19 protein-coding genes and 2 tRNA genes are annotated in these 21,340 nt (G+C 54.0%); 4 read left to right on the plus strand and 17 right to left on the minus strand.

Translation table 11 applies throughout. The features are described from left to right. The first annotated feature begins 44 nt into the window (after positions 1–44). Positions 45–338 carry a GIY-YIG nuclease superfamily protein gene (locus VW41_20995; protein AJZ91320.1) on the plus strand — a complete coding sequence of 98 codons (294 nt, stop codon included), beginning with the start codon at positions 45–47 and terminating at the stop codon, positions 336–338. Here VW41_20995 and VW41_21000 read toward each other — a convergent pair. Together VW41_21000 and VW41_21005 are read right to left on the minus strand one after the other, a co-directional pair. After that, positions 335–838, minus strand: a complete 504-nt coding sequence (locus VW41_21000; GenBank protein ID AJZ91321.1) for an acetyltransferase — start codon at positions 836–838, stop codon at positions 335–337. The two genes, VW41_20995 and VW41_21000, sit on opposite strands and share 4 nt — an antisense overlap. Further along, positions 832–1,356, minus strand: a complete 525-nt coding sequence (locus VW41_21005; protein AJZ91322.1) for a hypothetical protein — start codon at positions 1,354–1,356, stop codon at positions 832–834. Before VW41_21005 ends, VW41_21000 begins: the two co-directional genes overlap by 7 nt. A gap of 253 nt (positions 1,357–1,609) precedes the next feature. Here VW41_21005 and VW41_21010 point away from each other — a divergent pair, with 253 nt between their 5' ends. The 3 genes from VW41_21010 (at position 1,610) to VW41_21020 (ending at position 4,643) form a co-directional block, all read left to right on the plus strand. After that, a complete protein-coding gene (locus VW41_21010; GenBank protein ID AJZ91323.1) occupies positions 1,610–2,605 on the plus strand; it encodes a protease in 996 nt (331 codons plus the stop codon). Continuing rightward, positions 2,596–3,492, plus strand: a complete 897-nt coding sequence (locus VW41_21015) for a protease (GenBank protein AJZ91324.1) — start codon at positions 2,596–2,598, stop codon at positions 3,490–3,492. Before VW41_21010 ends, VW41_21015 begins: the two co-directional genes overlap by 10 nt. A 143-nt stretch (positions 3,493–3,635) precedes the next feature. Next, complete coding sequence (locus VW41_21020) at positions 3,636–4,643, plus strand: hypothetical protein (protein AJZ91325.1); 1,008 nt, start codon at positions 3,636–3,638, stop codon at positions 4,641–4,643. Positions 4,644–4,684: 41 nt separating this feature from the next. Here VW41_21020 and VW41_21025 read toward each other — a convergent pair whose 3' ends face one another. From VW41_21025 to folP, 15 genes are all read right to left on the minus strand, one after another. Continuing rightward, complete coding sequence (locus VW41_21025; protein AJZ91326.1) at positions 4,685–5,929, minus strand: tryptophan permease; 1,245 nt, start codon at positions 5,927–5,929, stop codon at positions 4,685–4,687. Between the two features lie 153 nt (positions 5,930–6,082). Then, positions 6,083–8,008, minus strand: coding sequence for a DEAD/DEAH box helicase (locus VW41_21030; GenBank protein AJZ91327.1), 1,926 nt, complete (start codon positions 8,006–8,008; stop codon positions 6,083–6,085). A 180-nt stretch (positions 8,009–8,188) separates the two neighbouring features. After that, positions 8,189–9,073, minus strand: coding sequence for a lipoprotein NlpI (locus tag VW41_21035; GenBank protein ID AJZ91328.1), 885 nt, complete (start codon positions 9,071–9,073; stop codon positions 8,189–8,191). A gap of 117 nt (positions 9,074–9,190) precedes the next feature. Then, on the minus strand, positions 9,191–11,320 hold the full coding sequence (locus VW41_21040; protein AJZ91329.1) for a polynucleotide phosphorylase/polyadenylase: 2,130 nt from the start codon (positions 11,318–11,320) through the stop codon (positions 9,191–9,193). Positions 11,321–11,567: 247 nt separating this feature from the next. Next, positions 11,568–11,837, minus strand: coding sequence for a 30S ribosomal protein S15 (locus tag VW41_21045; protein ID AJZ91330.1), 270 nt, complete (start codon positions 11,835–11,837; stop codon positions 11,568–11,570). A 154-nt stretch (positions 11,838–11,991) separates the two neighbouring features. Continuing rightward, positions 11,992–12,936, minus strand: coding sequence for a tRNA pseudouridine synthase B (gene truB, locus VW41_21050; GenBank protein ID AJZ91331.1), 945 nt, complete (start codon positions 12,934–12,936; stop codon positions 11,992–11,994). Beyond that, positions 12,936–13,337 carry a ribosome-binding factor A gene (gene rbfA / locus VW41_21055; GenBank protein ID AJZ91332.1) on the minus strand — a complete coding sequence of 134 codons (402 nt, stop codon included), beginning with the start codon at positions 13,335–13,337 and terminating at the stop codon, positions 12,936–12,938. Before rbfA ends, truB begins: the two co-directional genes overlap by 1 nt. A gap of 65 nt (positions 13,338–13,402) precedes the next feature. Next, positions 13,403–16,090, minus strand: a complete 2,688-nt coding sequence (gene infB / locus VW41_21060; GenBank protein ID AJZ91333.1) for a translation initiation factor IF-2 — start codon at positions 16,088–16,090, stop codon at positions 13,403–13,405. 24 nt (positions 16,091–16,114) lie between these two features. Then, positions 16,115–17,602, minus strand: a complete 1,488-nt coding sequence (nusA, locus tag VW41_21065) for a transcription elongation factor NusA (GenBank protein ID AJZ91334.1) — start codon at positions 17,600–17,602, stop codon at positions 16,115–16,117. A 27-nt stretch (positions 17,603–17,629) separates the two neighbouring features. Beyond that, entirely contained in the window at positions 17,630–18,052 is a 423-nt protein-coding gene (locus VW41_21070; GenBank protein ID AJZ91335.1) for a ribosome maturation protein RimP, read from the minus strand. Between the two features lie 243 nt (positions 18,053–18,295). After that, positions 18,296–18,372: transfer RNA gene (locus tag VW41_21075), tRNA-Met, on the minus strand. Between the two features lie 59 nt (positions 18,373–18,431). Next, positions 18,432–18,518 (minus strand) — tRNA-Leu (locus tag VW41_21080). A 49-nt stretch (positions 18,519–18,567) separates the two neighbouring features. Next, complete coding sequence (gene secG, locus VW41_21085; protein AJZ91336.1) at positions 18,568–18,900, minus strand: preprotein translocase subunit SecG; 333 nt, start codon at positions 18,898–18,900, stop codon at positions 18,568–18,570. 234 nt (positions 18,901–19,134) lie between these two features. Next, the gene (gene glmM / locus VW41_21090) at positions 19,135–20,472 is read right to left on the minus strand and encodes a phosphoglucosamine mutase (GenBank protein AJZ91337.1); all 1,338 of its coding nucleotides are present in this window, start codon (positions 20,470–20,472) and stop codon (positions 19,135–19,137) included. Continuing rightward, positions 20,465–21,313, minus strand: coding sequence for a dihydropteroate synthase (folP, locus tag VW41_21095; protein ID AJZ91338.1), 849 nt, complete (start codon positions 21,311–21,313; stop codon positions 20,465–20,467). The genes glmM and folP overlap by 8 nt, the downstream gene beginning before the upstream one ends. Positions 21,314–21,340 lie beyond the last annotated feature (27 nt).

The raw sequence follows: 21,340 nt of genomic DNA on the forward strand, positions 1-21,340 counted from the left end.
GAACAGTGATACTCTGCGACAAATGTTAATTATGCGCCCGCACTATGACTTCCTGGTATCTCTATTTAATTCGCTGCCCCGATAATCGTCTCTATACCGGTATTACCACCGACGTAGCGCGCCGCTTTGCCCAGCATCAGTCCGGGAAAGGCGCCAAGGCGCTGCGTGGCAAGGGGGAGCTGGATTTGGTGTTTAGCCAGGTGGTGGGAAACCGATCGCTGGCGCTGCGGGCCGAGTACCGAATTAAACAGTTGAGCAAGGCAGAGAAAGAACGGCTGGTTGGGGGAAAGGTTGCCCTCGAAGACCTGCTGGCAAGCCTTCAAGGGGAAACCGGCTAAACGCTGTTGAAGTGGTCAGAATACTCCACCAGGCCACTTACGCCGTTTAGGGCATCATCCGCCAGGGGATGAACCTGGAATGCTGCTTCGGTGCCCGGCCAGCGACAGTGCAGACCGTAACGGGCCGCAGGCTGGAAGCCAAGATGGCCGTACATCTCCGGCGAGCCAAGCGTGACCACGGCGGCATAGCCAAATTCATTCAGAGAATCCAGCCCTTCGTATACCAACTGTTTGGCAATGCCCTGCCCGCGAACCGACGCATCTACCGCCAGTGGCGCAAGCCCAACCCACTGAAGCTCGTCACCTTCGACGGCGACCGGGCTGAAGGCCACGTAGCCAATCACCTGCCCTTCATCGTCGGTGGCGACGAGGCCAAGCGTTAACAGCCCGTCTTCCCGCAGTGCTTTCACCAGCTCAGCTTCGCCATCGCCTTCAAAGGAACGGCGCAGCAGCGCGTCGATGCCGGGAGCATCAATGGGAATTTCTACACGAATTAACATGGCTCACCTATCGAATTACCTTCAGGGGCGGCGTTATGTTTCAAACCCGCCTCAACAAAATCAGCCAGCTGTAATAGCAGGATGCGTAACGGTTTAGGCATTGCATCCAGCTCAATGGCATCCATTAGATTCTTCACATATAACCCGAGTTCCGTGTCGCCTTCAATGACCAGACGACGCTGGAAAAACAGGGTATCCGGATCTTGCTTGCGAGCGGCTATCAGCAACAGGTCATTAGCCTCAGCGCTAAAGCTCACATCTGCAGGTGCATCGTCGCACACCAGCAGCTTATTGTCCTCAACGGAAGTAAACCACTTCAGGCCAAGATCGCGCACCTCAATACTCAGCCAGCGGCCAGTCAGAAAATCCAGTTCGCCATCCTGCAGCGCCTGGCGGAACTGCCAGCCCAGTACCTGCTCCAGTACCTGACGCTTAACGGCAAAAGGGGTTAGCTTGACTGGAACCCGCAGCAAAGAAGGACCAGCCTGAACCAGGCGAGAACGCAGTTTATCGAACACGGGTTTAACTCCTTTAAAAGATTTGTCGCTATTTTGCCATAACGACAATTCCCGATGGCGCGCCAAATCAACAATTCCGCAGGTTGCTGCGGGGCCGAATTGGCGGCCGCAGCTCTAAGCAATACGCCTTTCTCTGCCCCAAATCAAAAATTGTCGCCGACAGGTTAACTAAAATCCCGGTTCGTTAACAATTTTGCTGCCCGTCCCTGTGCAGCGCGGGCCGCATTATGGCCCCTTTGATTCAGGATAAATTATGGAGTTGCTTTGCCCGGCCGGAAACCTTCCGGCGTTGAAAGCGGCCATCGATAACGGTGCAGATGCGGTGTACATCGGCCTGAAAGATGATACCAATGCGCGTCATTTTGCCGGCCTCAATTTCACCGAGAAAAAGCTGCAAGAAGCCGTCAGCTATGTACATCTTCGCGGCCGCAAGCTGCATATTGCCATCAATACTTTCGCACATCCGGACGGTTACTCACGCTGGCAGCGGGCGGTTGATATGGCCGCCCAGCTCGGTGCCGATGCGCTGATTCTGGCAGATTTAGCCATGCTGGAATATGCCGCTGAGCGCTATCCGCACATAGAGCGCCATGTGTCGGTGCAGGCTTCAGCCACCAACGAAGAAGCGATCCGGTTTTATCATCGCCACTTCGATGTTGCCCGTGTGGTGCTGCCGCGCGTGCTTTCTATTCATCAGGTCAAACAGCTCGCTCGCGTCACACCGGTGCCGCTGGAAGTCTTCGCTTTTGGCAGCCTGTGCATTATGGCGGAAGGACGCTGCTATCTTTCGTCTTACCTTACCGGCGAGTCGCCGAACACCGTGGGCGCCTGCTCCCCCGCCCGCTTTGTGCGCTGGCAACAGACGCCCCAGGGGCTGGAATCGCGCCTTAATGATGTGCTGATTGACCGCTATCAAGACGGCGAAAATGCGGGCTACCCCACCCTCTGCAAAGGGCGTTACCTGGTTGACGACAGGCCTTACCACGCGCTGGAGGAGCCCACCAGCCTTAACACGCTCGAACTGCTGCCGGAGCTGCTCGCCGCCAATATTGCATCGGTGAAAATCGAGGGCCGTCAGCGCAGCCCGGCCTATGTTACTCAGGTGGCAAAAGTCTGGCGTCAGGCTATCGATCGCTGCATGGCAGATCCTAAAAACTACCGGGCGCAATCCGCCTGGATGGAGACGCTGGGCGCTATGGCCGAAGGCACGCAAACAACGCTCGGTGCCTATCACCGCAAATGGCAGTAGGGAAAAGCATGAAATATTCATTAGGGCCGGTGCTTTACTATTGGCCAAAAGAGACGCTGGAAAAGTTTTATCAGGCCGCAGCTAAAAGCCGCGCCGATGTTATTTACCTGGGCGAAGCGGTATGCAGCAAGCGCCGGGCAACCAAAGTCGGCGACTGGCTGGATATGGCGAAAATGCTCGCAGGCCAGGGCAAGCAGGTGGTGCTTTCCACGCTTGCACTGGTGCAGGCCCCGTCCGAATTAGGCGAACTGAAGCGTTACGTAGAAAACGGCGACTTCCTGATTGAAGCCAATGATATCGGCAGCGTGAATATGGCCGCCGAACGCAAATTGCCGTTTGTCGCCGGACATGCGCTCAACTGCTATAACGCCGTTACGCTGCGCCTGCTGCTGGAGCAGGGCATGACGCGCTGGTGTATGCCGGTCGAGCTTTCCCGCGACTGGCTAGCCAATATGCTCAACCAGTGTGATGAACTCGGCATTCGCAACAAGTTCGAAGTGGAAGTGCTGAGCTACGGCCACCTGCCGCTGGCTTATTCCGCCCGCTGCTTCACCGCACGCTCTGAAGACCGTGCCAAAGACGAATGTGAAACCTGCTGCATTAAATACCCAAATGGCCGGGATATGCGCTCTCAGGAGCAGCAGCAGGTCTTCGTGCTGAACGGGATCCAGACCATGAGCGGCTATGTGTATAATCTTGGCAATGATCTGACGTCGATGAAAGGACTGGTGGATATTGTTCGTTTGTCGCCAATGGGCTTAGGGACGCTGGATATTTTGAACGCCTTCCGGGCCAACGAAAACGGCGGGGCACCGCTGCCGCTGGCCAACCGCAGCGACTGTAACGGCTACTGGCGACGCGTCGCCGGGCTGGAGCTTCGTGCCTGATAATAGCTCACTTTGTTAACAAATTTGGTCATCGTTTAATGCACTATTAAGAGTGCAGCTTTTCTGGCCGGCGCGGTATTCCTGCGCCAGGCTGGAAGAAGACCTTCAATCTGATGACTACGCTGTAACAAAAGTGAGCGGTTATGACTGACAAAAATGTTGCTTTCTCGGTGCTCGATCTGGCGCCGATCCCTCAAGGCTCCTCGGCGCAGGAGGCTTTTTCCCACTCTCTGGATCTCGCCCGGCTGGCTGAAAAGCGCGGCTACCATCGTTACTGGCTGGCGGAACACCACAATATGGTCGGCATTGCCAGCGCGGCGACTTCAGTACTGATTGGTTACCTCGCCGCCAATACCACCACGTTACATTTAGGCTCCGGTGGCGTGATGCTGCCGAACCATTCGCCGCTGGTGATTGCCGAGCAGTTCGGCACCCTGAATGCGCTCTATCCGGGGCGAATCGATCTTGGACTTGGCCGCGCGCCGGGTAGCGATCAGCGTACTATGATGGCGCTGCGCCGCCATATGAGCGGCGACGTTGATAATTTCCCCCGGGATGTCGCTGAACTGGTGGACTGGTTTGATGCCCGCGATCCGAATCCGCATGTACGCCCTGTGCCGGGTTATGGAGAAAAGGTGCCGGTCTGGCTACTTGGCTCCAGCCTGTATAGCGCTCAGTTGGCGGCACAGCTGGGCTTGCCGTTTGCTTTCGCCTCGCACTTTGCGCCAGACATGCTGTTCCGGGCGCTACAGCTTTACCGCGAGAACTTCAAGCCGTCCGAGCGGCTGGCAAAACCTTACGCGATGGTGTGCATCAATATCGTCGCGGCAGACAGTACCCGGGATGCCGAATTTCTGTTTACTTCCATGCAGCAGGCGTTTGTTCGCCTGCGTCGCGGCGAAACCGGGCAGCTTCCGCCGCCGGTGGAGAATATGCATCAGCTTTGGTCTGCCTCTGAGCAATATGGCGTCCAGCAGGCGCTGAGCATGTCTCTGGTAGGAGATAAAGCGAAGGTGCGCCACGGCCTGGAGTCCGTTCTGCGCGAAACAGAAGCAGATGAAATTATGGTTAACGGCCAGATTTTCGATCATCAGGCACGCTTACATTCGTTTGATTTGGCGATGCAGGTAAAAGAAGAGCTTCTAGGCTAGCGTTGTGTGGGGCCCTCTCAGGTCGGAGGGCCCGTTAATAGTTACTTGTATACCGGCAGCACGTCGAAGGTAGAAAGAATGTGTACCAGCGCATTGCCTGCGCCAAAGACCAGAATCAGGGCAATCATCGGCTTACCGCCCCAGACCCGGAACTTCGGGCTACCAAAGCGTTTACGCGAAGCCCTGGCCAGCAGCGCGGGCACAATGGCTGCCCAAATGGTTGCCGCCAGCCCGGCGTAGCCAATCGCATACAGGAAGCCATTTGGCCACAGCAGGCCACCGACAATCGGCGGCACAAAAGTCAGCAGCGCCGTTTTCAAACGCCCCATCGCGGAATCATCAAAACCAAACAGATCCGCCAGGTAATCGAACAGCCCAAGCGTGACGCCGAGGAATGAGCTCGCCACCGCAAAGTTAGAGAACACCACCAGTAACAGATCCAGGCTTCGGCTGTTGAGGACGCCGCTCAGCGCCTGTACCAGCACATCAATGTTGCCGCCTTTCTCCGCGATGCCAATAAACTCAGGGCGTGGAATATTCCCCATCGTCCCCAGCAGCCAGATGGTATACAGCCCCAGCGCCATCAGCGTGCCGTAAACCAGGCAGCGAATAATGGTGCGAGGATCTTTGCCGTAATACTTCATCAGGCTAGGCACGTTGCCGTGATAGCCAAAAGAGGCCAGACAGAATGGCAGCGTCATTAATAAATAGGGCGTGTAGGAGGCATTGCTCTCGGCGACGTTAAACAGCGTTGTCGGCGTGACGTGCCCAAGCAGGCTGCCGAAGGTCAGAAAGAAAGTGATCACCTTCGCGCCGAGAACAATTGCCGTCATGCGGCTAACCGCTTTGGTACTCAGCCAGACTATAAACGCCACAGCCAGCGCAAAGACCAGCCCCGCCAGGCGAGCGGGCACGTCCAGCGACATCTCAGAAAACGTATGATGCAGGATGGAGCCGCTGGCAGAGATATAGGCGTAGGTCAGGATATACAGCACAAACGCAATCGACAGGCCGTTTATCGCGTTCCAGCCGCGTCCCAGCAGATCTTTGGTGATAGTGTCGAAACTGGAGCCGATGCGGTAGTTCAGGTTTGCTTCCAGAATCATCAGCCCGGAATGCAGCATGCAGAACCAGGTGAAAACCAACGCGGCCAGCGACCAAAAGAACCAGGCACCCGACATCACTACGGGTAAAGAAAACATCCCTGCGCCAATGATAGTCCCACCGATGATCATCACCCCGCCGATTAACGAAGGCTTTGTGCCGGGGGCGGTTAACGTTGTCATATCGAATCCCTGAAAAACTGAGCACGACGAAATTGTCTTATGCGGCTCATTGTACCAGTACATGAGTACAAAAGGGATAAAAAAAACCCCGATTGCAATAACCGGGGCTTTTATCACTACCGTTTAAAAATAATACGGCAGATTATAGGTCAATTATGCATCACCGAAGCGACGACGTGCGGTAGCAGCACCGTCTTCACGACGCGGGCCACGGCCACCTTCACGGCGTTCACCGCTGAAGCTACGGCCAGCCCCGGCACCAGCACCTTCACGACGTGGACCACGGCCGCCTTCACGACGCTCGCCGCCGAAGCCACGACCACCGTCACGGCCGCCACGGCGTTCGCCGCTGCGCTCTGGACGAGGCTGCGCGTCACCCAGCAGCTGCATATTCATCGGCTTGTTCAGAATACGAGTGCGGGTAAAGTGCTGCAGAACTTCACCCGGCATGCCTTTCGGCAGTTCGATGGTGGAGTGAGTCCCGAACAGCTTGATGTTACCGATGTAGCGGCTGCTGATATCGCCTTCGTTAGCGATAGCGCCAACGATGTGACGAACTTCAACGCCATCATCACGGCCCACTTCAATACGGTACAGTTCCATATCGCCAGCATCGCGACGTTCACGACGAGGACGATCTTCACCGCCACGGTCATTACGATCGCCACGCGGACCGCGGTCGTTGCGATCGCCACGGCGTTCGAAGCGATCGTCACGCTCTTTGAATTCGCGACGTGGACGCATCGGTGCATCTGGTGGCAGGATCAGAGGACGTTCGCCCTGAGCCATTTTCAGCAGAGCTGCAGCCAGAGTTTCGATATCCAGCTCTTCTTCAGCAGAAGGCTGAATTTTTGCCAGCAGGCCGCGGTACAGATCCAGATCGCTGCTTTCCAGCTGCTGCTGAACTTTAGCGGCGAATTTAGCCAGACGACGCTCGCCCAGCAGATCTGCGTTTGGCAGCTCTACTTCTGGAATAGTCAGCTTCATGGTGCGTTCGATGTTACGCAGCAGGCGACGTTCACGGTTCTCAACGAACAGCAACGCGCGGCCAGCACGACCGGCACGACCGGTACGGCCGATACGGTGAACGTAAGACTCAGAGTCCATCGGGATGTCGTAGTTAACAACCAGGCTGATACGCTCCACGTCCAGGCCACGGGCCGCAACGTCGGTGGCGATCAGGATGTCCAGACGACCATCTTTCAGGCGCTCCAGAGTCTGCTCACGCAGCGCCTGGTTCATGTCACCGTTCAGTGCCGCACTGTTGTAACCGCTGCGCTCCAGCGCTTCAGCTACTTCCAGAGTCGCGTTTTTGGTACGAACGAAGATAATCGCCGCATCAAAATCTTCTGCTTCCAGGAAACGCACCAGCGCTTCGTTTTTACGCATGCCGTAAACAGACCAGAAACTCTGGCTGATGTCCGGGCGAGTGGTAACGCTGGACTGAATGCGCACTTCCTGAGGATCTTTCATGAAGCGACGGGTAATACGACGAATCGCTTCCGGCATGGTTGCAGAGAACAGCGCGGTCTGATGTTCAGCCGGGATCTGCGCCATGATGGTTTCAACGTCTTCGATGAAGCCCATACGCAGCATTTCATCCGCTTCATCCAGTACCAGACCTTTCAGGCCGGACAGGTTCAGGGTACCGCGTTTCAGGTGGTCAAGCAGACGCCCTGGGGTACCAACAACAATCTGTGGCCCCTGACGCAGAGCGCGCAGCTGCACGTCATAACGCTGACCGCCGTAAAGGGCCACAACGTTCACGCCGTGCATGTGTTTAGAGAAATCCGTCATGGCTTCAGCAACCTGAACCGCCAGTTCGCGGGTCGGGGCCAGCACCAGGATTTGTGGTGCTTTCAGCTCAGGATCGAGGTTATTCAGCAGCGGCAGAGAGAAAGCTGCAGTTTTACCGCTCCCGGTCTGGGCCATACCCAGAACGTCACGGCCGTTCAGCAGATGTGGAATACACTCTGCCTGAATTGGTGATGGCTTTTCGTAGCCCAGATCGTTCAGGGCCTGAATGATGGAGGCGTGCAGCCCCAGATCAGAAAAAGTGGTTTCGATGATATCAGTCATGTAGTACATGTGCCTCGTTGATGGCGGCCAGTCTACGTAACTCATCGTGAAATTGATCTGCAATTTTCATTGAAAAGTGTGAACCGGCTCAAATTTGATTGATTAACGAACAAAAACGCCCTCACCCGTGAAGGTGATGACTTTAGTTAAAAAGTGTATGGGACGATCGTTGTTCGTCAGCTATTGCTGGTCCGATTCTGCCAGGTCGTCTTGCTCCTGGCCCAAGAGCGCTAATTCCAACAATGCATAACGATGCTCAACGTAGTTGTGTACGTTGTTAGCAACCGCTAACTTGAACAGTGCCTTGGCGCTGTCCTTATCCCCCAGACTTAGGTAGTACTTACCTAAATAGAAGTTGGTTTCACTGAGATGCTCAGCGAGCGAGGTGTTATCCGTTGCGTCCGCCTTGAGGCGTTCCATTAGCTCTTTTTCGCTAATGTTGCCCAGGTAGAACTCGACAATATTCCATCCCCATTGCTCTCTATCCGATTTCTCGAGACGCTGTTGTAGCGCCACTTTGGCCTGTTTTTCGTCCAAATTGCGTTCAGCAATATAGAGCCACAGGCTACGGAAAGGATCGTTGGGATCGTCTTGATAAAACGCCAGCAGATCATCTTGCGCTAAACGATAACGACCACCGTAATAGAGGGCGATACCGCGATTTAAGTGCGCGTAGTTGTAAGTTGGATCAAGCTCAAGTACAGAATCAAACGCTTCATAGGCAGCATCAAAATTGCCTGCCTGCGTTAAATAAATGCCTAAGTAATTGAATACTTCAGGCATATCGGGACGGATGGCCAGCGCTTGTGAAAAATCATTACGCGCCAGAGCCCTCAGACCGAGGCTATCATACAACACTCCGCGCTCATATAAAAGCTGTGCGCGTTCGTCATCGGTTAAAGCCCGACTGGCAAGTATTTGTTCCATGCGTGCCAGAATCACTTCCTGCTGCAGCGTAGGCTGCAATGGCACCGCTAATACTTCGTTCTTACGCCAGGCAGAGTTGCTGCATCCGGCCAGCGTGATAGCTGTCGCAACGAAACACCAGCGCAAAAAAGGCTTCATTTCCTACTCCCGAAGACAACAAATGGATGAACGTCCTGTCCCCCGGCTGCAAACGAGACATCCTGTCCCGTAACAAACAGCTCTCCATGTCACCATGGAGAGCTTAATTGGCAAACCTTACTCAGCTTCTGGCGCAGCTGGTGCTGCACCTTCTGCCGGAGACTGCTCGGTTGCTTCTTTAATGCTTAAACGGACGCGGCCCTGACGGTCAACTTCCAGAACTTTCACCGGAACTTCCTGACCCATCTGCAGGTAGTCAGTCACTTTCTCTACGCGCTTGTCAGCGATTTGAGAGATGTGAACCAGACCTTCTTTACCGCCACCGATAGCCACAAACGCACCAAAATCAACGATACGAGTGACTTTACCGTTATAGATACGGCCCACTTCGATTTCAGCGGTGATCTCTTCGATACGGCGGATAGCGTGTTTCGCTTTATCACCGTCGGTCGCTGCGATTTTCACAGTACCGTCATCTTCGATTTCGATGGTGGTGCCGGTTTCTTCGGTCAGCGCACGAATCACAGCCCCGCCCTTACCGATCACGTCTTTGATCTTGTCTGGGTTGATTTTGATGGTGTGAATACGTGGTGCGAACTCAGAGATGTCGCCACGCGGTGCATCAATAGCCTGTTCCATCACGCCCAGAATGTGCAGACGCGCACCCTTAGCCTGGTTCAGAGCCACCTGCATGATTTCGCGGGTGATACCTTCAATTTTGATATCCATCTGCAGCGCAGAGATACCTTCACGGCTACCGGCTACTTTGAAGTCCATGTCGCCCAGGTGATCTTCGTCACCCAGAATGTCGGACAGAACCACAAAGTTGTCGCCTTCCTTCACCAGGCCCATCGCGATACCCGCCACGGCGGCTTTGATAGGCACACCAGCGTCCATCAGTGCCAGAGAAGCACCACACACGGAAGCCATGGAAGAAGAACCGTTAGATTCGGTGATTTCAGAAACCACACGAACGGTGTACGGGAATTTATCAGCTTCTGGCATAACGGCCAGCACGCCACGCTTCGCCAGACGACCGTGACCAATTTCACGACGCTTAGGAGAACCTACCATCCCGGTCTCGCCAACGGAGTACGGAGGGAAGTTGTAGTGGAACAGGAAGCTGTCAGTGCGTTCGCCCATCAGCTCGTCCAGCGTCTGTGCGTCACGAGCGGTACCCAGAGTTGCGGTTACCAGCGCCTGAGTTTCACCACGGGTGAACAGCGCAGAACCGTGAGTACGCGGCAGAACGCCAGTGCGCACATCCAGGCCACGAATCATGTCTTTTTCACGGCCATCAATACGCAGTTCGCCTGCCAGGATACGGCTACGAACAACGTTTTTCTCAATAGCGTGCAGAATGTCAGACAGTTCGCCTGCATCCAGAGATTCATCTTCCGCAGTCAGCGTTGCGATAACGTCAGCTTTGATAACGTCAACCTGAGCATAACGTTCTTGCTTCTCAGTGATGCGGTAAGCATCGCTCAGGCGGGATTCAGCCAGTGCGGCAACGCGTGAATTCAGCGCTTCGTTCACGGCTTCTGGCTGCCAGTCCCAACGTGGTTTGCCGGCTTCGGCAACCAGCGCGTTGATTTCCTTGATGACAATCTGCTGCTGGTCGTGACCGAAGACAACGGCGCCCAGCATCTGATCTTCGCTCAGCAGCTCAGCTTCGGACTCAACCATCAGGACTGCGCTTTCGGTACCGGCAACAACCAGATCCAGCTTGCTGGTTTTCAGCTCTTCAGCAGTCGGGTTCAGCACGTACTGGTCATTGATGTAACCAACACGAGCGGCACCGATTGGGCCGTTGAATGGAATACCGGACAGGCTCAGTGCAGCGGAAGCACCGATCATGGCAACGATATCAGGGTGAACCTGTGGGTTTACGGAAACAACGGTAGCAATAACCTGCACTTCGTTGACGAAACCTTCAGGGAACAGTGGACGAACCGGGCGGTCAATCAGACGCGCAATCAGGGTTTCGCCTTCGCTTGGGCGGCCTTCACGACGGAAGAAGCTGCCAGGGATACGACCAGCAGCGTAGGTACGCTCCTGATAGTTAACGGTCAGCGGGAAGAAGTCCTGGCCTGGCTTGGCTTTTTTCTGGCCCACAACGGTAACGAATACCGCGGTGTCATCCATGCTTACCATTACAGCAGCGGTAGCCTGGCGAGCCATCATGCCGGTTTCAAGCGTGACCGTATGCTGGCCATACTGGAATTTACGAACGATCGGATTTAGCAAAATAAGATCCTTTAAAATGACGGGCAGCACGTGGCTTCACGCGCCGCCGTTGGTACCCGACCTTCATCGCATCCTCGCGACTAATGACAATCCTAACCCGCTCTGACGGGTAAAGCCTCTCATTAGCCGCGCGAACCTCTGCAATAAAGATCACACTCAGCAACAATACATTAGTTTCCATAGAATTGCTGCCGTCTGGTTGAAAAAAGGGGCCCTTACAGGCCCCTTTTTCTGAAACTCGCAAGAATTAGCGACGCAGACCCAGACGCTCGATCAGGCTGGTGTAACGTGCTACATCTTTACGTTTCAGGTAGTCGAGCAGTTTACGACGCTGAGAAACCATACGCAGCAGACCACGACGGCTGTGGTGATCTTTTTTGTGCTCTGCAAAGTGACCCTGCAGGTGGTTAATCTGTGCAGTCAGCAGTGCAACCTGAACTTCGGTAGAACCGCTGTCGTTAGTACCACGACCAAACTCGGAAACGATTTTAGCTTTAGCTTCAACGCTTAGAGACATTTTCAACTCCAACATTATAGATAAATAAACAGGGTGCCGATCTCTAATTCAGCAACCCCAGTGCACGCCTGAACCGGTTGTTAAACAATCGGCCAGCCGTTAAGCCGCGCTATTTTACCTGTAGCGCCCTTTTACCGCAAGGTAGCGGCAAAAGTCAGACGGGATATTCGACGACCAGACGACGCGGAGCAACCCGGCCCTCGCCATCGATTTCACCCATTCCGATGAATTTCTTTTCATCGCCTTCAGTGACGCGCACCAGCCCTTCGGCCTGAATGCCAGCCACCCGAACTGGATTACCGTTTTTAAAGTAAACGGCAACTTCAGGCAGCAAATTCACCCGCGGGAAATCTGATGCAGGGCTATCCATCGGCATCAACAGCGGATCCAACAGCTCCGCAGGCTCACGCTCCTGCCGGTGGGCCTGTTCGACCATCTCATTGAGCTGCTCTAGGGTGACCATGCGTTCAATCGGATATTTACTTACTGCCAGACGACGCAGGAAGATAACATGCGCCCCACAGCCAAGCTTTTCACCGAGATCGTCAACGATCGTACGGATGTACGTTCCCTTAGAGCAGTGGACTTCCAGCTCCAGTTCATCCCCTTCATGGCGAATAAACAGCAGCTCATACACCGTGATTGGACGCGCTTCACGTTCAACCTCAATACCCGCGCGCGCATATTCGTACAGGGGCTTGCCCTGATGCTTAAGCGCAGAATACATCGATGGAACCTGCTCAGTGTCCCCGCGGAAACTCTCCAGCGCGGCGGCAAGCTGCTCGGCGCTAAAGTTAACCGGACGCTCCTGGACCACAATGCCGTCGGCATCAGATGTGTCCGTCCGCTGCCCAAGTTTAGCAATCACGCGGTAACGCTTGTCGGAGTCCAGCAGGTACTGGGAGAACTTTGTCGCTTCACCAAGACAAATCGGTAGCATACCGGTCGCCAGAGGGTCCAGCGCACCGGTATGACCCGCGCGGTTTGCGTTATAAAGGCGTTTTACTTTTTGCAGTGCGTCATTGGACGAAAGCCCCTGAGGCTTATCGAGCAGCAGTACACCGTGAATATCACGACCGCGACGACGAGGACGACTCATCAATCCTCCTTGCTGTCGTCCGTATTCACGCGACGCTCGTCATCATGACGGATGACATTGGAAACCAGGTTAGACATGCGCATCCCTTCGACCAGCGAGTTATCGTAGAAGAAGGTCAGTTCCGGCACGATGCGCAGACGCATAGCCTTGCCCACCAGAGTTCGGATATAGCCCGACGCATCCTGCAGAACTTTGATGCCTTCTTTTACGGCTTCTTCGTCTTTGTCGTTCAGGAACGTCACAAATACTTTGGCATACGCCAGGTCACGGGAGACTTCTACACCAGAAACGGTGGTCATCATACCCAGACGCGGGTCTTTAATTTCGCGCTGCAGGATAATGGCAATTTCTTTCTGCAATTCCTGAGAAACGCGCTGCGGGCGACCAAATTCTTTCGCCATAATAATTTCTCCAGACAAAACGGGGGGCACGCGGCCCCCCTAAGATAGTTGATGCGGTACGGCTATCAGGAGATGGTACGCTTGATCTCGATAATTTCGAAGACTTCGATCATATCGCCCACGCGCACGTCGTTGTAGTTCTTAACGCCGATACCACATTCCATACCGTTACGGACTTCGCTTGCGTCATCTTTGAAGCGGCGCAGGGATTCCAGCTCGCCTTCATAGATAACAACGTTGTCGCGCAGTACGCGGATTGGGTTGTGACGTTTCACCACACCTTCGGTAACCATACAGCCAGCAATCGCGCCAAACTTCGGTGATTTAAACACATCACGAACTTCAGCCAGGCCGATGATCTGCTGTTTCAGTTCTGGAGACAGCATACCGCTCATCGCCGCTTTCACTTCGTCGATCAGGTTATAGATGACGGAGTAGTAGCGCAGATCCAGGCTTTCAGCTTCAATTACGCGGCGCGCAGAAGCGTCGGCACGGACGTTGAAGCCCACCAGGATGGCGTTGGATGCTGCAGCCAGCGTAGCGTCAGTTTCGGTGATCCCGCCCACGCCAGAACCGATGATTTTAACTTTAACTTCATCGGTAGACAGTTTCAGCAGGGAGTCGCTGATCGCTTCCACAGAACCCTGAACGTCGGCTTTCAGCACGATGTTCACTTCGGACACTTCGCCTTCGGTCATGTTGGCGAACATGTTTTCCAGTTTGGATTTCTGCTGACGAGCCAGTTTCACTTCACGGAATTTACCCTGACGATACAGAGCAACTTCACGGGCTTTCTTCTCGTCACGAACAACGGTCACTTCGTCACCCGCGGCAGGTACGCCGGACAGGCCGAGGATCTCAACCGGAATAGAAGGACCTGCTTCGGTCACTTCACGGCCCATTTCGTCACGCATCGCACGCACGCGGCCATATTCGAAGCCACACAGGACGATATCGCCTTTGTTCAGAGTACCTTCACGCACCAGAACGGTAGCAACCGGACCACGACCTTTATCCAGGAAGGATTCGATAACAACGCCGCTTGCCATACCTTTACGGACGGCTTTCAGCTCCAGCACTTCGGCCTGCAGCAGGATAGCATCCAACAGGTCGTCGATACCGGTACCTGCTTTTGCAGAAACGTGGATGAACTGGCTTTCACCGCCCCACTCTTCCGGCATGATGCCGTACTGGGACAGTTCGTTTTTAACGCGATCTGGATCCGCTTCTGGCTTATCGATTTTGTTAACCGCGACGACTACCGGTACCTGCGCGGCTTTAGCGTGCTGGATAGCTTCGATAGTCTGTGGCATTACGCCATCGTCAGCGGCAACAACCAGAACAACGATATCCGTTGCCTGAGCACCACGAGCACGCATGGAGGTAAACGCTGCGTGTCCCGGAGTATCCAGGAAGGTGACCATGCCATTGTCGGTCTCTACGTGGTATGCACCGATGTGCTGGGTAATACCACCCGCTTCACCGGAAGCAACTTTAGTAGAACGAATGTAGTCCAGCAGAGAGGTTTTACCGTGGTCAACGTGACCCATGATGGTCACAACCGGTGCGCGGGTTTCTGCCGCAGCGCCGGTATCACGGTCGCTCATTACCGCTTCTTCCAGCTCGTTTTCACGACGCAGGATAACTTTGTGGCCCATCTCCTCAGCAACCAGCTGAGCGGTTTCCTGATCGATAACCTGGTTGATGGTCGCCATAGCGCCCAGCTTCATCATTGCTTTGATGACCTGAGAGCCTTTAACCGCCATTTTGTTAGCCAGTTCAGCGACGCTGATGGTTTCACCAATCACAACGTCACGGTTTACGGCCTGTGCTGGCTTGGTAAAGCCCTGCTGCAGGCTGCTAGGCTTACGCTTGCCTTTGCCACCGCGAACGGCTGCACGGGCTTCTTCACGGTCTGCTTTAGACTCACCGTGTTTGCCGCCAGCTTTTTTCTGACGCGGAGCTTTCGCTGCAGTACGGCCACGACCACGACCACCTTCAACTTCACGGTCGTTTTCGTCTTCAGCCTGGCGAGCGTGCTGGGAGGTAGTGACGTGATAGTCAGACTTGTCGTCTTCTACCTTCTCCTGCTCTTCCCAAACGCCAGCGTTAGCTTCTGCCATTTTACGGGCTTCTTCCGCCACACGGCGGGCGTCTTCTTCGAGTTTGCGACGGGCTTCTTCTTCAGCTTTACGCTTCAGTTCAGCAGCTTCCGCTTCACGGCGAGCCTTCTCGGCGTGGGCGGCTTTCGTCATTTCATCAGTTTGTTGATTGCTCACTTTGTCTTTTTCCGCAGCTTCACGTTTCGCTTTATCAGCGGCTTCGCGCTTAGCTTGTTCTTCAGCTTCACGCTTAGCTTTTTCTTGTGCCGCACGTTTGGCAGCTTCCTCTGCCTCACGCTGGGCTTGCTCTTCCGCTTCACGCTGCGCCTGTTCTTCCGCAGCAAGGCGCTCTGCCTCTTGCGGATCACGTTTCACAAAGGTGCGCTTCTTGCGGACTTCGATTTGTACCGATTTACTTTTCCCACCGGTACCTGGAATGTTTAAAGTACTGCGCGTTTTGCGCTGTAAAGTCAACTTGTTTGGGCCTGAACCATGTTCATGATTCAGGTGGGCCAGCAGCGTTTGTTTCTCTTGCGCCGAAACGGAGTCGTCAGCAGACTTCGGGATCCCTGCATCAGCAAATTGCTGTACCAGGCGGTCCACGGAGGTCTGAATCTCTGCGGCCAGCGCTTTTACGGTTACATCTGTCATGCTGTTCCTTCCTGCTACAGTTTATTACGCTTCGCCGCCAAACCAGCAAATGTTACGCGCTGCCATAATCAGTTCGCCGGCTTTCTCATCCGTTAAGCCTTCGATATCAGACAGGTCGTCAACACCTTGCTCGGCAAGGTCTTCCAGCGAGCTAACACCACGAGCAGCCAGTTTAAAGGCCAGCGGGCGATCCATACCTTCGAGGTTCAGCAGATCCTCGGTAGGTTTCTTATCGCCAAGACTCTCTTCTTGCGCCAGAGCCAGTGTGGTGAGCGCGTTTTTAGCGCGATCGCGTAATGCTTCCACGGTGTCTTCATCAAGGCCGTCGATTTCCAGCAGCTCTTTCATTGGCACATAGGCCAGTTCTTCAAGCGTGGAGAAACCTTCTTCGACCAACACGGTGGCGAAATCCTCGTCAATGTCGAGGTATTTGGTAAAGGTATCAATAGCCGCATGCGCTTCAGCCTGATGTTTAGCCTGCAGGTCATCAACGGTCATGACGTTGAGTTCCCAGCCGCTCAGCTGTGATGCCAGGCGAACGTTCTGACCGTTACGGCCAATGGCCTGGGCCAGGTTGCCTGCCTCTACCGCGATATCCATCGTGTGTTTGTCTTCGTCGACAACGATGGATGCTACGTCGGCCGGTGCCATTGCGTTGATAACAAACTGCGCCGGGTTGTCGTCCCACAGCACGATATCAATACGCTCACCGCCTAACTCAGTAGAAACCGCCTGAACGCGCGCACCGCGCATACCAACGCACGCGCCGACAGGGTCGATACGTTTGTCGTTTGTTTTCACAGCGATTTTGGCTCGAGAGCCAGGATCGCGTGCGGCGGCTTTAATTTCGATCACTTCTTCGCCGATCTCCGGCACTTCAATGCGGAACAGTTCGATCAGCATTTCAGGTTTGGAGCGGCTAACGAACAGCTGCGCACCGCGAGCTTCAGGACGTACTGCGTACAGCACGCCGCGAATGCGGTCGCCTGGACGGAAGTTTTCGCGTGGCAGCATATCTTCACGCAAAATCACGGCTTCAGCGTTGCTGCCGAGATCCAGGGAGATATTGTCACGGTTAACCTTTTTCACCACGCCGGTGATGATCTCACCTTCATGCTCGCGGAACTGATCGACTACCATCGCACGTTCGGCTTCGCGAACTTTCTGCACGATAACCTGTTTAGCGGTCTGGGTAGTGATACGGTCAAAGGTTACGGATTCAATCTGATCTTCAACGTATTCACCCACGGTGAAAGCTGGATCTTCAAACTGAGCCGCTTCAAGAGTGATTTCGCGCGTAGGTTGAGTGACCTCTTCAACGATGACCCAACGACGGAAGGTATCGAAATCACCGCTTTTACGGTCGATTTCAACGCGAACGTCAATCTCTTGCTCGTATTTTTTCTTGGTCGCCGTTGCCAGGGCACTTTCCAGCGCTTCGAAAATTTTCTCACGCGGCAGCGCTTTTTCGTTGGAAACTGCTTCAACAACAGCCAAAATTTCTTTGTTCATCCTGGGTTTTCACCTCAATCCAAACTATTAAAAGTGGGGTACCAGGTTCGCTTTCTGGATGTTGCTCAGCGCGAACACTTCGTCTTTTCCTTCGACCGTTACCGTGATCATCTCACCGTCTACGGCTTTAATAATACCCTGCCATTTGCGGCGGTTTTGCACAGCCATACGCAGTACAATGCTCACTTCTTCGCCGTTAAAACGAACGTAGTGTTCTGCGGTGAACATTGGGCGATCGAGGCCAGGTGAGGACACTTCCAGGTTATAGGCCACGGTGATGGGATCTTCGACATCCAGTACGGCACTGACCTGGTGACTGACATCAGCACAATCATCAACATTGATGCCATCTTCACTATCAATATAGATGCGCAGCGTAGACGTGCGGCCCCGAACGAATTCGATGCCTACAAGTTCATAGCCCAGTGCTTCGACCGGTGCTGAAATCATCTCTGTTAATTTTTGCTCTAATGTGGACAAGCCCACCCCCAAGACATAAAAAAAGGGCATATAGCCCAGTTATTCTAAAGTCAGATAACAAAAAACCCCGATAAATCGGGGCTTTATATAACTGAACCCTGTATGCCGCAACTGCGGCCCGGACACCGTCCAGGAGAATTTTTTTCTAAATTCTTCGCGAAGGCACCGAAACTGGTGTTCACAGTATATTTGAAAAAGAACTCTCAGGGAAAGTGGTTGCGGGGGCCGGATTTGAACCGACGACCTTCGGGTTATGAGCCCGACGAGCTACCAGGCTGCTCCACCCCGCGTCCGAAAACGTGGCAAATACTACGCCAGAATTGCATTAAATGCAAGAATTGCTAGGATTTGGTACCGAGGACGGGACTTGAACCCGTAAGCCCAATCGGGCACTACCACCTCAAGGTAGCGTGTCTACCAATTCCACCACCTCGGCACTCTTTGAACACGATAACCTTCATGTTACCGCATTGAAGCTGACAAACTTACTGCGGGATATCGCTGCTCGGCTTGGTAGGTGCCGCTGGCGCAGTCTGCTCAGTTTGTGCTGGCTGACTTAAATTTTCCCACTCGCTTCCTTTACTGGTTTTGTTGGTGCTGAGGTTACCCAGAACCAGGCTCAGGATAAAGAACAACGTTGCGAGCACACCGGTCATGCGGGTCATGAAGTTACCAGAACCACTTGAACCGAATAACGTAGCGGAAGCGCCTGCTCCGAAGGAGGCTCCCATATCAGCGCCTTTACCTTGCTGCAGCATAATAAGACCTACAAGGCCTAACGCTACAATAAGGAAAACAACCAAAAGAGCTTCGTACATAATCAACCTGTTCCTTGCGGGGTTACCGCACGCAAATTGCTTCAAACCAGTTAAGCGGATACGTTTGTCATTACCCACTGAAGCGGGTGAGAATACTAACCAAAGCCTGACGGGTGCGCAAGGGCAATTTATTAACAATGCACTGACTGCGGAAAAAAACAGCAAACCATCAGCACTCAGTCGTAAAAAAGGCGGCAATTGCCGCCTTTTCAATCAGTTTGGGGCGAAAAAATATTAAACGGCCTTCACCGCATCTGCTATTTGGTGAGCAAAAGCTGTAACCTGGGCTTCATCCTCACCCTCGACCATCACACGAATCAGCGGTTCCGTTCCGGATTTACGCAGCAACACTCGGCCACGGTTGCCCAACGCTTCTTCCACTTCGGCCGTAACGCGTTTGACCTCTGCATTTTCAAGTGGATCGCCGCTGCCTGCAGTAAAGCGAACGTTAACCAGAATCTGCGGGAACAGTTTCATCCCGCTACACAGATCGTGCAGGCTCATGTGATTGCGAACCATCGCGGTGAGTACTTGCAAACCGGCGATGATACCGTCGCCAGTCGTCGTTTGGTCCAGCAGAATAACGTGTCCTGAGTTTTCTGCCCCAATGCGCCAGCCTTTCTCCTGCAGCTTTTCCAGCACATAACGGTCGCCAACTTTGGCGCGGGCAAAAGGAATACCCAACTGCTTCAGTGCCACTTCAAGCCCCATATTGCTCATTAGCGTCCCCACGGCGCCGCCGCGAAGTTGCCCCTGACGCAATCCTTCCCGGGCAATGATATAGAGGATCTGATCGCCATCAACCTTATGCCCCAGGTTATCCACCATGATCACCCGGTCACCGTCGCCGTCAAACGCAATACCAAGATCGGCTTTTTCCGCCAGCACGCGCTCTTGCAGCATGCGAACGTCAGTTGCGCCGCATTTTTCATTAATGTTCACCCCATCCGGCTCACAGCCGATGGCAATGACTTTTGCTCCCAGCTCACGCAGAACATTTGGAGCAATGTGGTAGGTCGCGCCGTTGGCGCAGTCTACGACGATTTTAAGGCCATTCAGGCTCAGCTCGTTCGGGAATGTTCCTTTACAGAATTCAATATAGCGCCCAGCGGCATCCACAATGCGGCTGGCTTTACCCAGCTCAGCCGAGTCTACGCAGGTGATATCCTTTTCCATCTCCGCTTCAATAGCTTCCTCGACTTCATCCGGCAGTTTAGTCCCGTCGATGGAGAAGAATTTTATCCCGTTGTCATAGAACGGGTTGTGTGAGGCGGAGATAACAATCCCGGCTTCCGCGCGGAATGTACGAGTCAAATAAGCAACCGCAGGCGTGGGCATTGGCCCCGTAAAAGAAGCGGACAAACCGGCTGCAGCCAGGCCCGCTTCCAGGGCAGACTCCAGCATGTAGCCGGAAATACGCGTGTCCTTACCGATAATAATTTTACGCGAACCATGGCGCGCAAGGACTTTGCCCGCAGCCCAGCCCAGTTTCAGAACAAAATCAGGGGTAATAGGCGCATCACCCACGCGGCCACGGATGCCATCGGTGCCAAAGTATTTACGGTTACTCATAGTATTTGTTTTCCTTCACTGAAAGCGTAGCTTCGACCACGCGCATAGCTTCAACAGTCTCTTTTACGTCATGAACACGAAGAATTTGAGCCCCCTGCATCGCGGCAATTACCGCACAGGCAAGGCTACCGCTCAGACGCTGATCCGGGCCTACATTCAGCAGTTGCCCAACCATTGATTTACGGGACATTCCTACCAGCAACGGCATACCATAGCGATGAAATTCCGAAAGGCGGGCCAATAATTGGTAATTGTGGGTGAGATTCTTACCGAAACCAAAGCCCGGGTCGAGCAGCAATTTATCTTTTGAGATCCCTGCGGCCTCACAGCGGGCAATGTGCTCCACAAAAAAGCGATTCACATCGGCAAACACATCGTCATACTGCGGTGCCTGCTGCATTGTTTTCGGTTCGCCCTGCATATGCATCAGGCAAACCGGCAGCCCCGCTTCCGCAGCGGCGGCTAACGCACCGGGCTCCTGTAAGGAACGAATGTCGTTGATAAGATGCGCCCCCACTCGTGCAGATTCGCGAATAACATCGGCTTTTGAAGTATCCACCGAAACCCAGACTTCAAAACGTTGAGCGATCGCTTCGACCACCGGAATAACGCGCTCAAGTTCTTCTTCTGTACTCACTTCGGCCGCGCCAGGTCGGGTTGACTCCCCGCCAACGTCAATGATTGTCGCCCCGGCATTGATCATCGCGTTTGCATGCTTGAGGGCCTCAACCAGGGAATTGTGCTGCCCACCGTCGGAAAAAGAGTCCGGCGTGACGTTTAAAATCCCCATGACGTGAGGATGAGAGAGATCCAGCGTGGAGCCTTGCGCGGTGAGTTTCATTCTTCTTCCCTTGCGTTTGTCTTAGGC

It is taken from the genome of Klebsiella michiganensis (genome assembly GCA_000963575.1).
In the GTDB taxonomy this organism is placed as follows: Bacteria; Pseudomonadota; Gammaproteobacteria; order Enterobacterales; family Enterobacteriaceae; genus Cedecea; species Cedecea michiganensis_A.

Coding starts and splice junctions, on each gene's coding strand:
- VW41_21045 (AJZ91330.1), bottom strand. CDS start 11,837: ATGTCTCTAAGCGTTGAAGCTAAAGCTAAAATCGTTTCCGAGTTTGGT.
- VW41_21020 (AJZ91325.1), top strand. CDS start 3,636: ATGACTGACAAAAATGTTGCTTTCTCGGTGCTCGATCTGGCGCCGATC.
- VW41_21025 (AJZ91326.1), bottom strand. CDS start 5,929: ATGACAACGTTAACCGCCCCCGGCACAAAGCCTTCGTTAATCGGCGGG.
- glmM (AJZ91337.1), bottom strand. CDS start 20,472: ATGAGTAACCGTAAATACTTTGGCACCGATGGCATCCGTGGCCGCGTG.
- VW41_21000 (AJZ91321.1), bottom strand. CDS start 838: ATGTTAATTCGTGTAGAAATTCCCATTGATGCTCCCGGCATCGACGCG.
- VW41_21070 (AJZ91335.1), bottom strand. CDS start 18,052: ATGATTTCAGCACCGGTCGAAGCACTGGGCTATGAACTTGTAGGCATC.
- VW41_21035 (AJZ91328.1), bottom strand. CDS start 9,073: ATGAAGCCTTTTTTGCGCTGGTGTTTCGTTGCGACAGCTATCACGCTG.
- secG (AJZ91336.1), bottom strand. CDS start 18,900: ATGTACGAAGCTCTTTTGGTTGTTTTCCTTATTGTAGCGTTAGGCCTT.
- infB (AJZ91333.1), bottom strand. CDS start 16,090: ATGACAGATGTAACCGTAAAAGCGCTGGCCGCAGAGATTCAGACCTCC.
- VW41_21030 (AJZ91327.1), bottom strand. CDS start 8,008: ATGACTGATATCATCGAAACCACTTTTTCTGATCTGGGGCTGCACGCC.
- VW41_21010 (AJZ91323.1), top strand. CDS start 1,610: ATGGAGTTGCTTTGCCCGGCCGGAAACCTTCCGGCGTTGAAAGCGGCC.
- truB (AJZ91331.1), bottom strand. CDS start 12,936: ATGAGTCGTCCTCGTCGTCGCGGTCGTGATATTCACGGTGTACTGCTG.
- VW41_21015 (AJZ91324.1), top strand. CDS start 2,596: ATGGCAGTAGGGAAAAGCATGAAATATTCATTAGGGCCGGTGCTTTAC.
- folP (AJZ91338.1), bottom strand. CDS start 21,313: ATGAAACTCACCGCGCAAGGCTCCACGCTGGATCTCTCTCATCCTCAC.
- nusA (AJZ91334.1), bottom strand. CDS start 17,602: ATGAACAAAGAAATTTTGGCTGTTGTTGAAGCAGTTTCCAACGAAAAA.
- VW41_20995 (AJZ91320.1), top strand. CDS start 45: ATGACTTCCTGGTATCTCTATTTAATTCGCTGCCCCGATAATCGTCTC.
- rbfA (AJZ91332.1), bottom strand. CDS start 13,337: ATGGCGAAAGAATTTGGTCGCCCGCAGCGCGTTTCTCAGGAATTGCAG.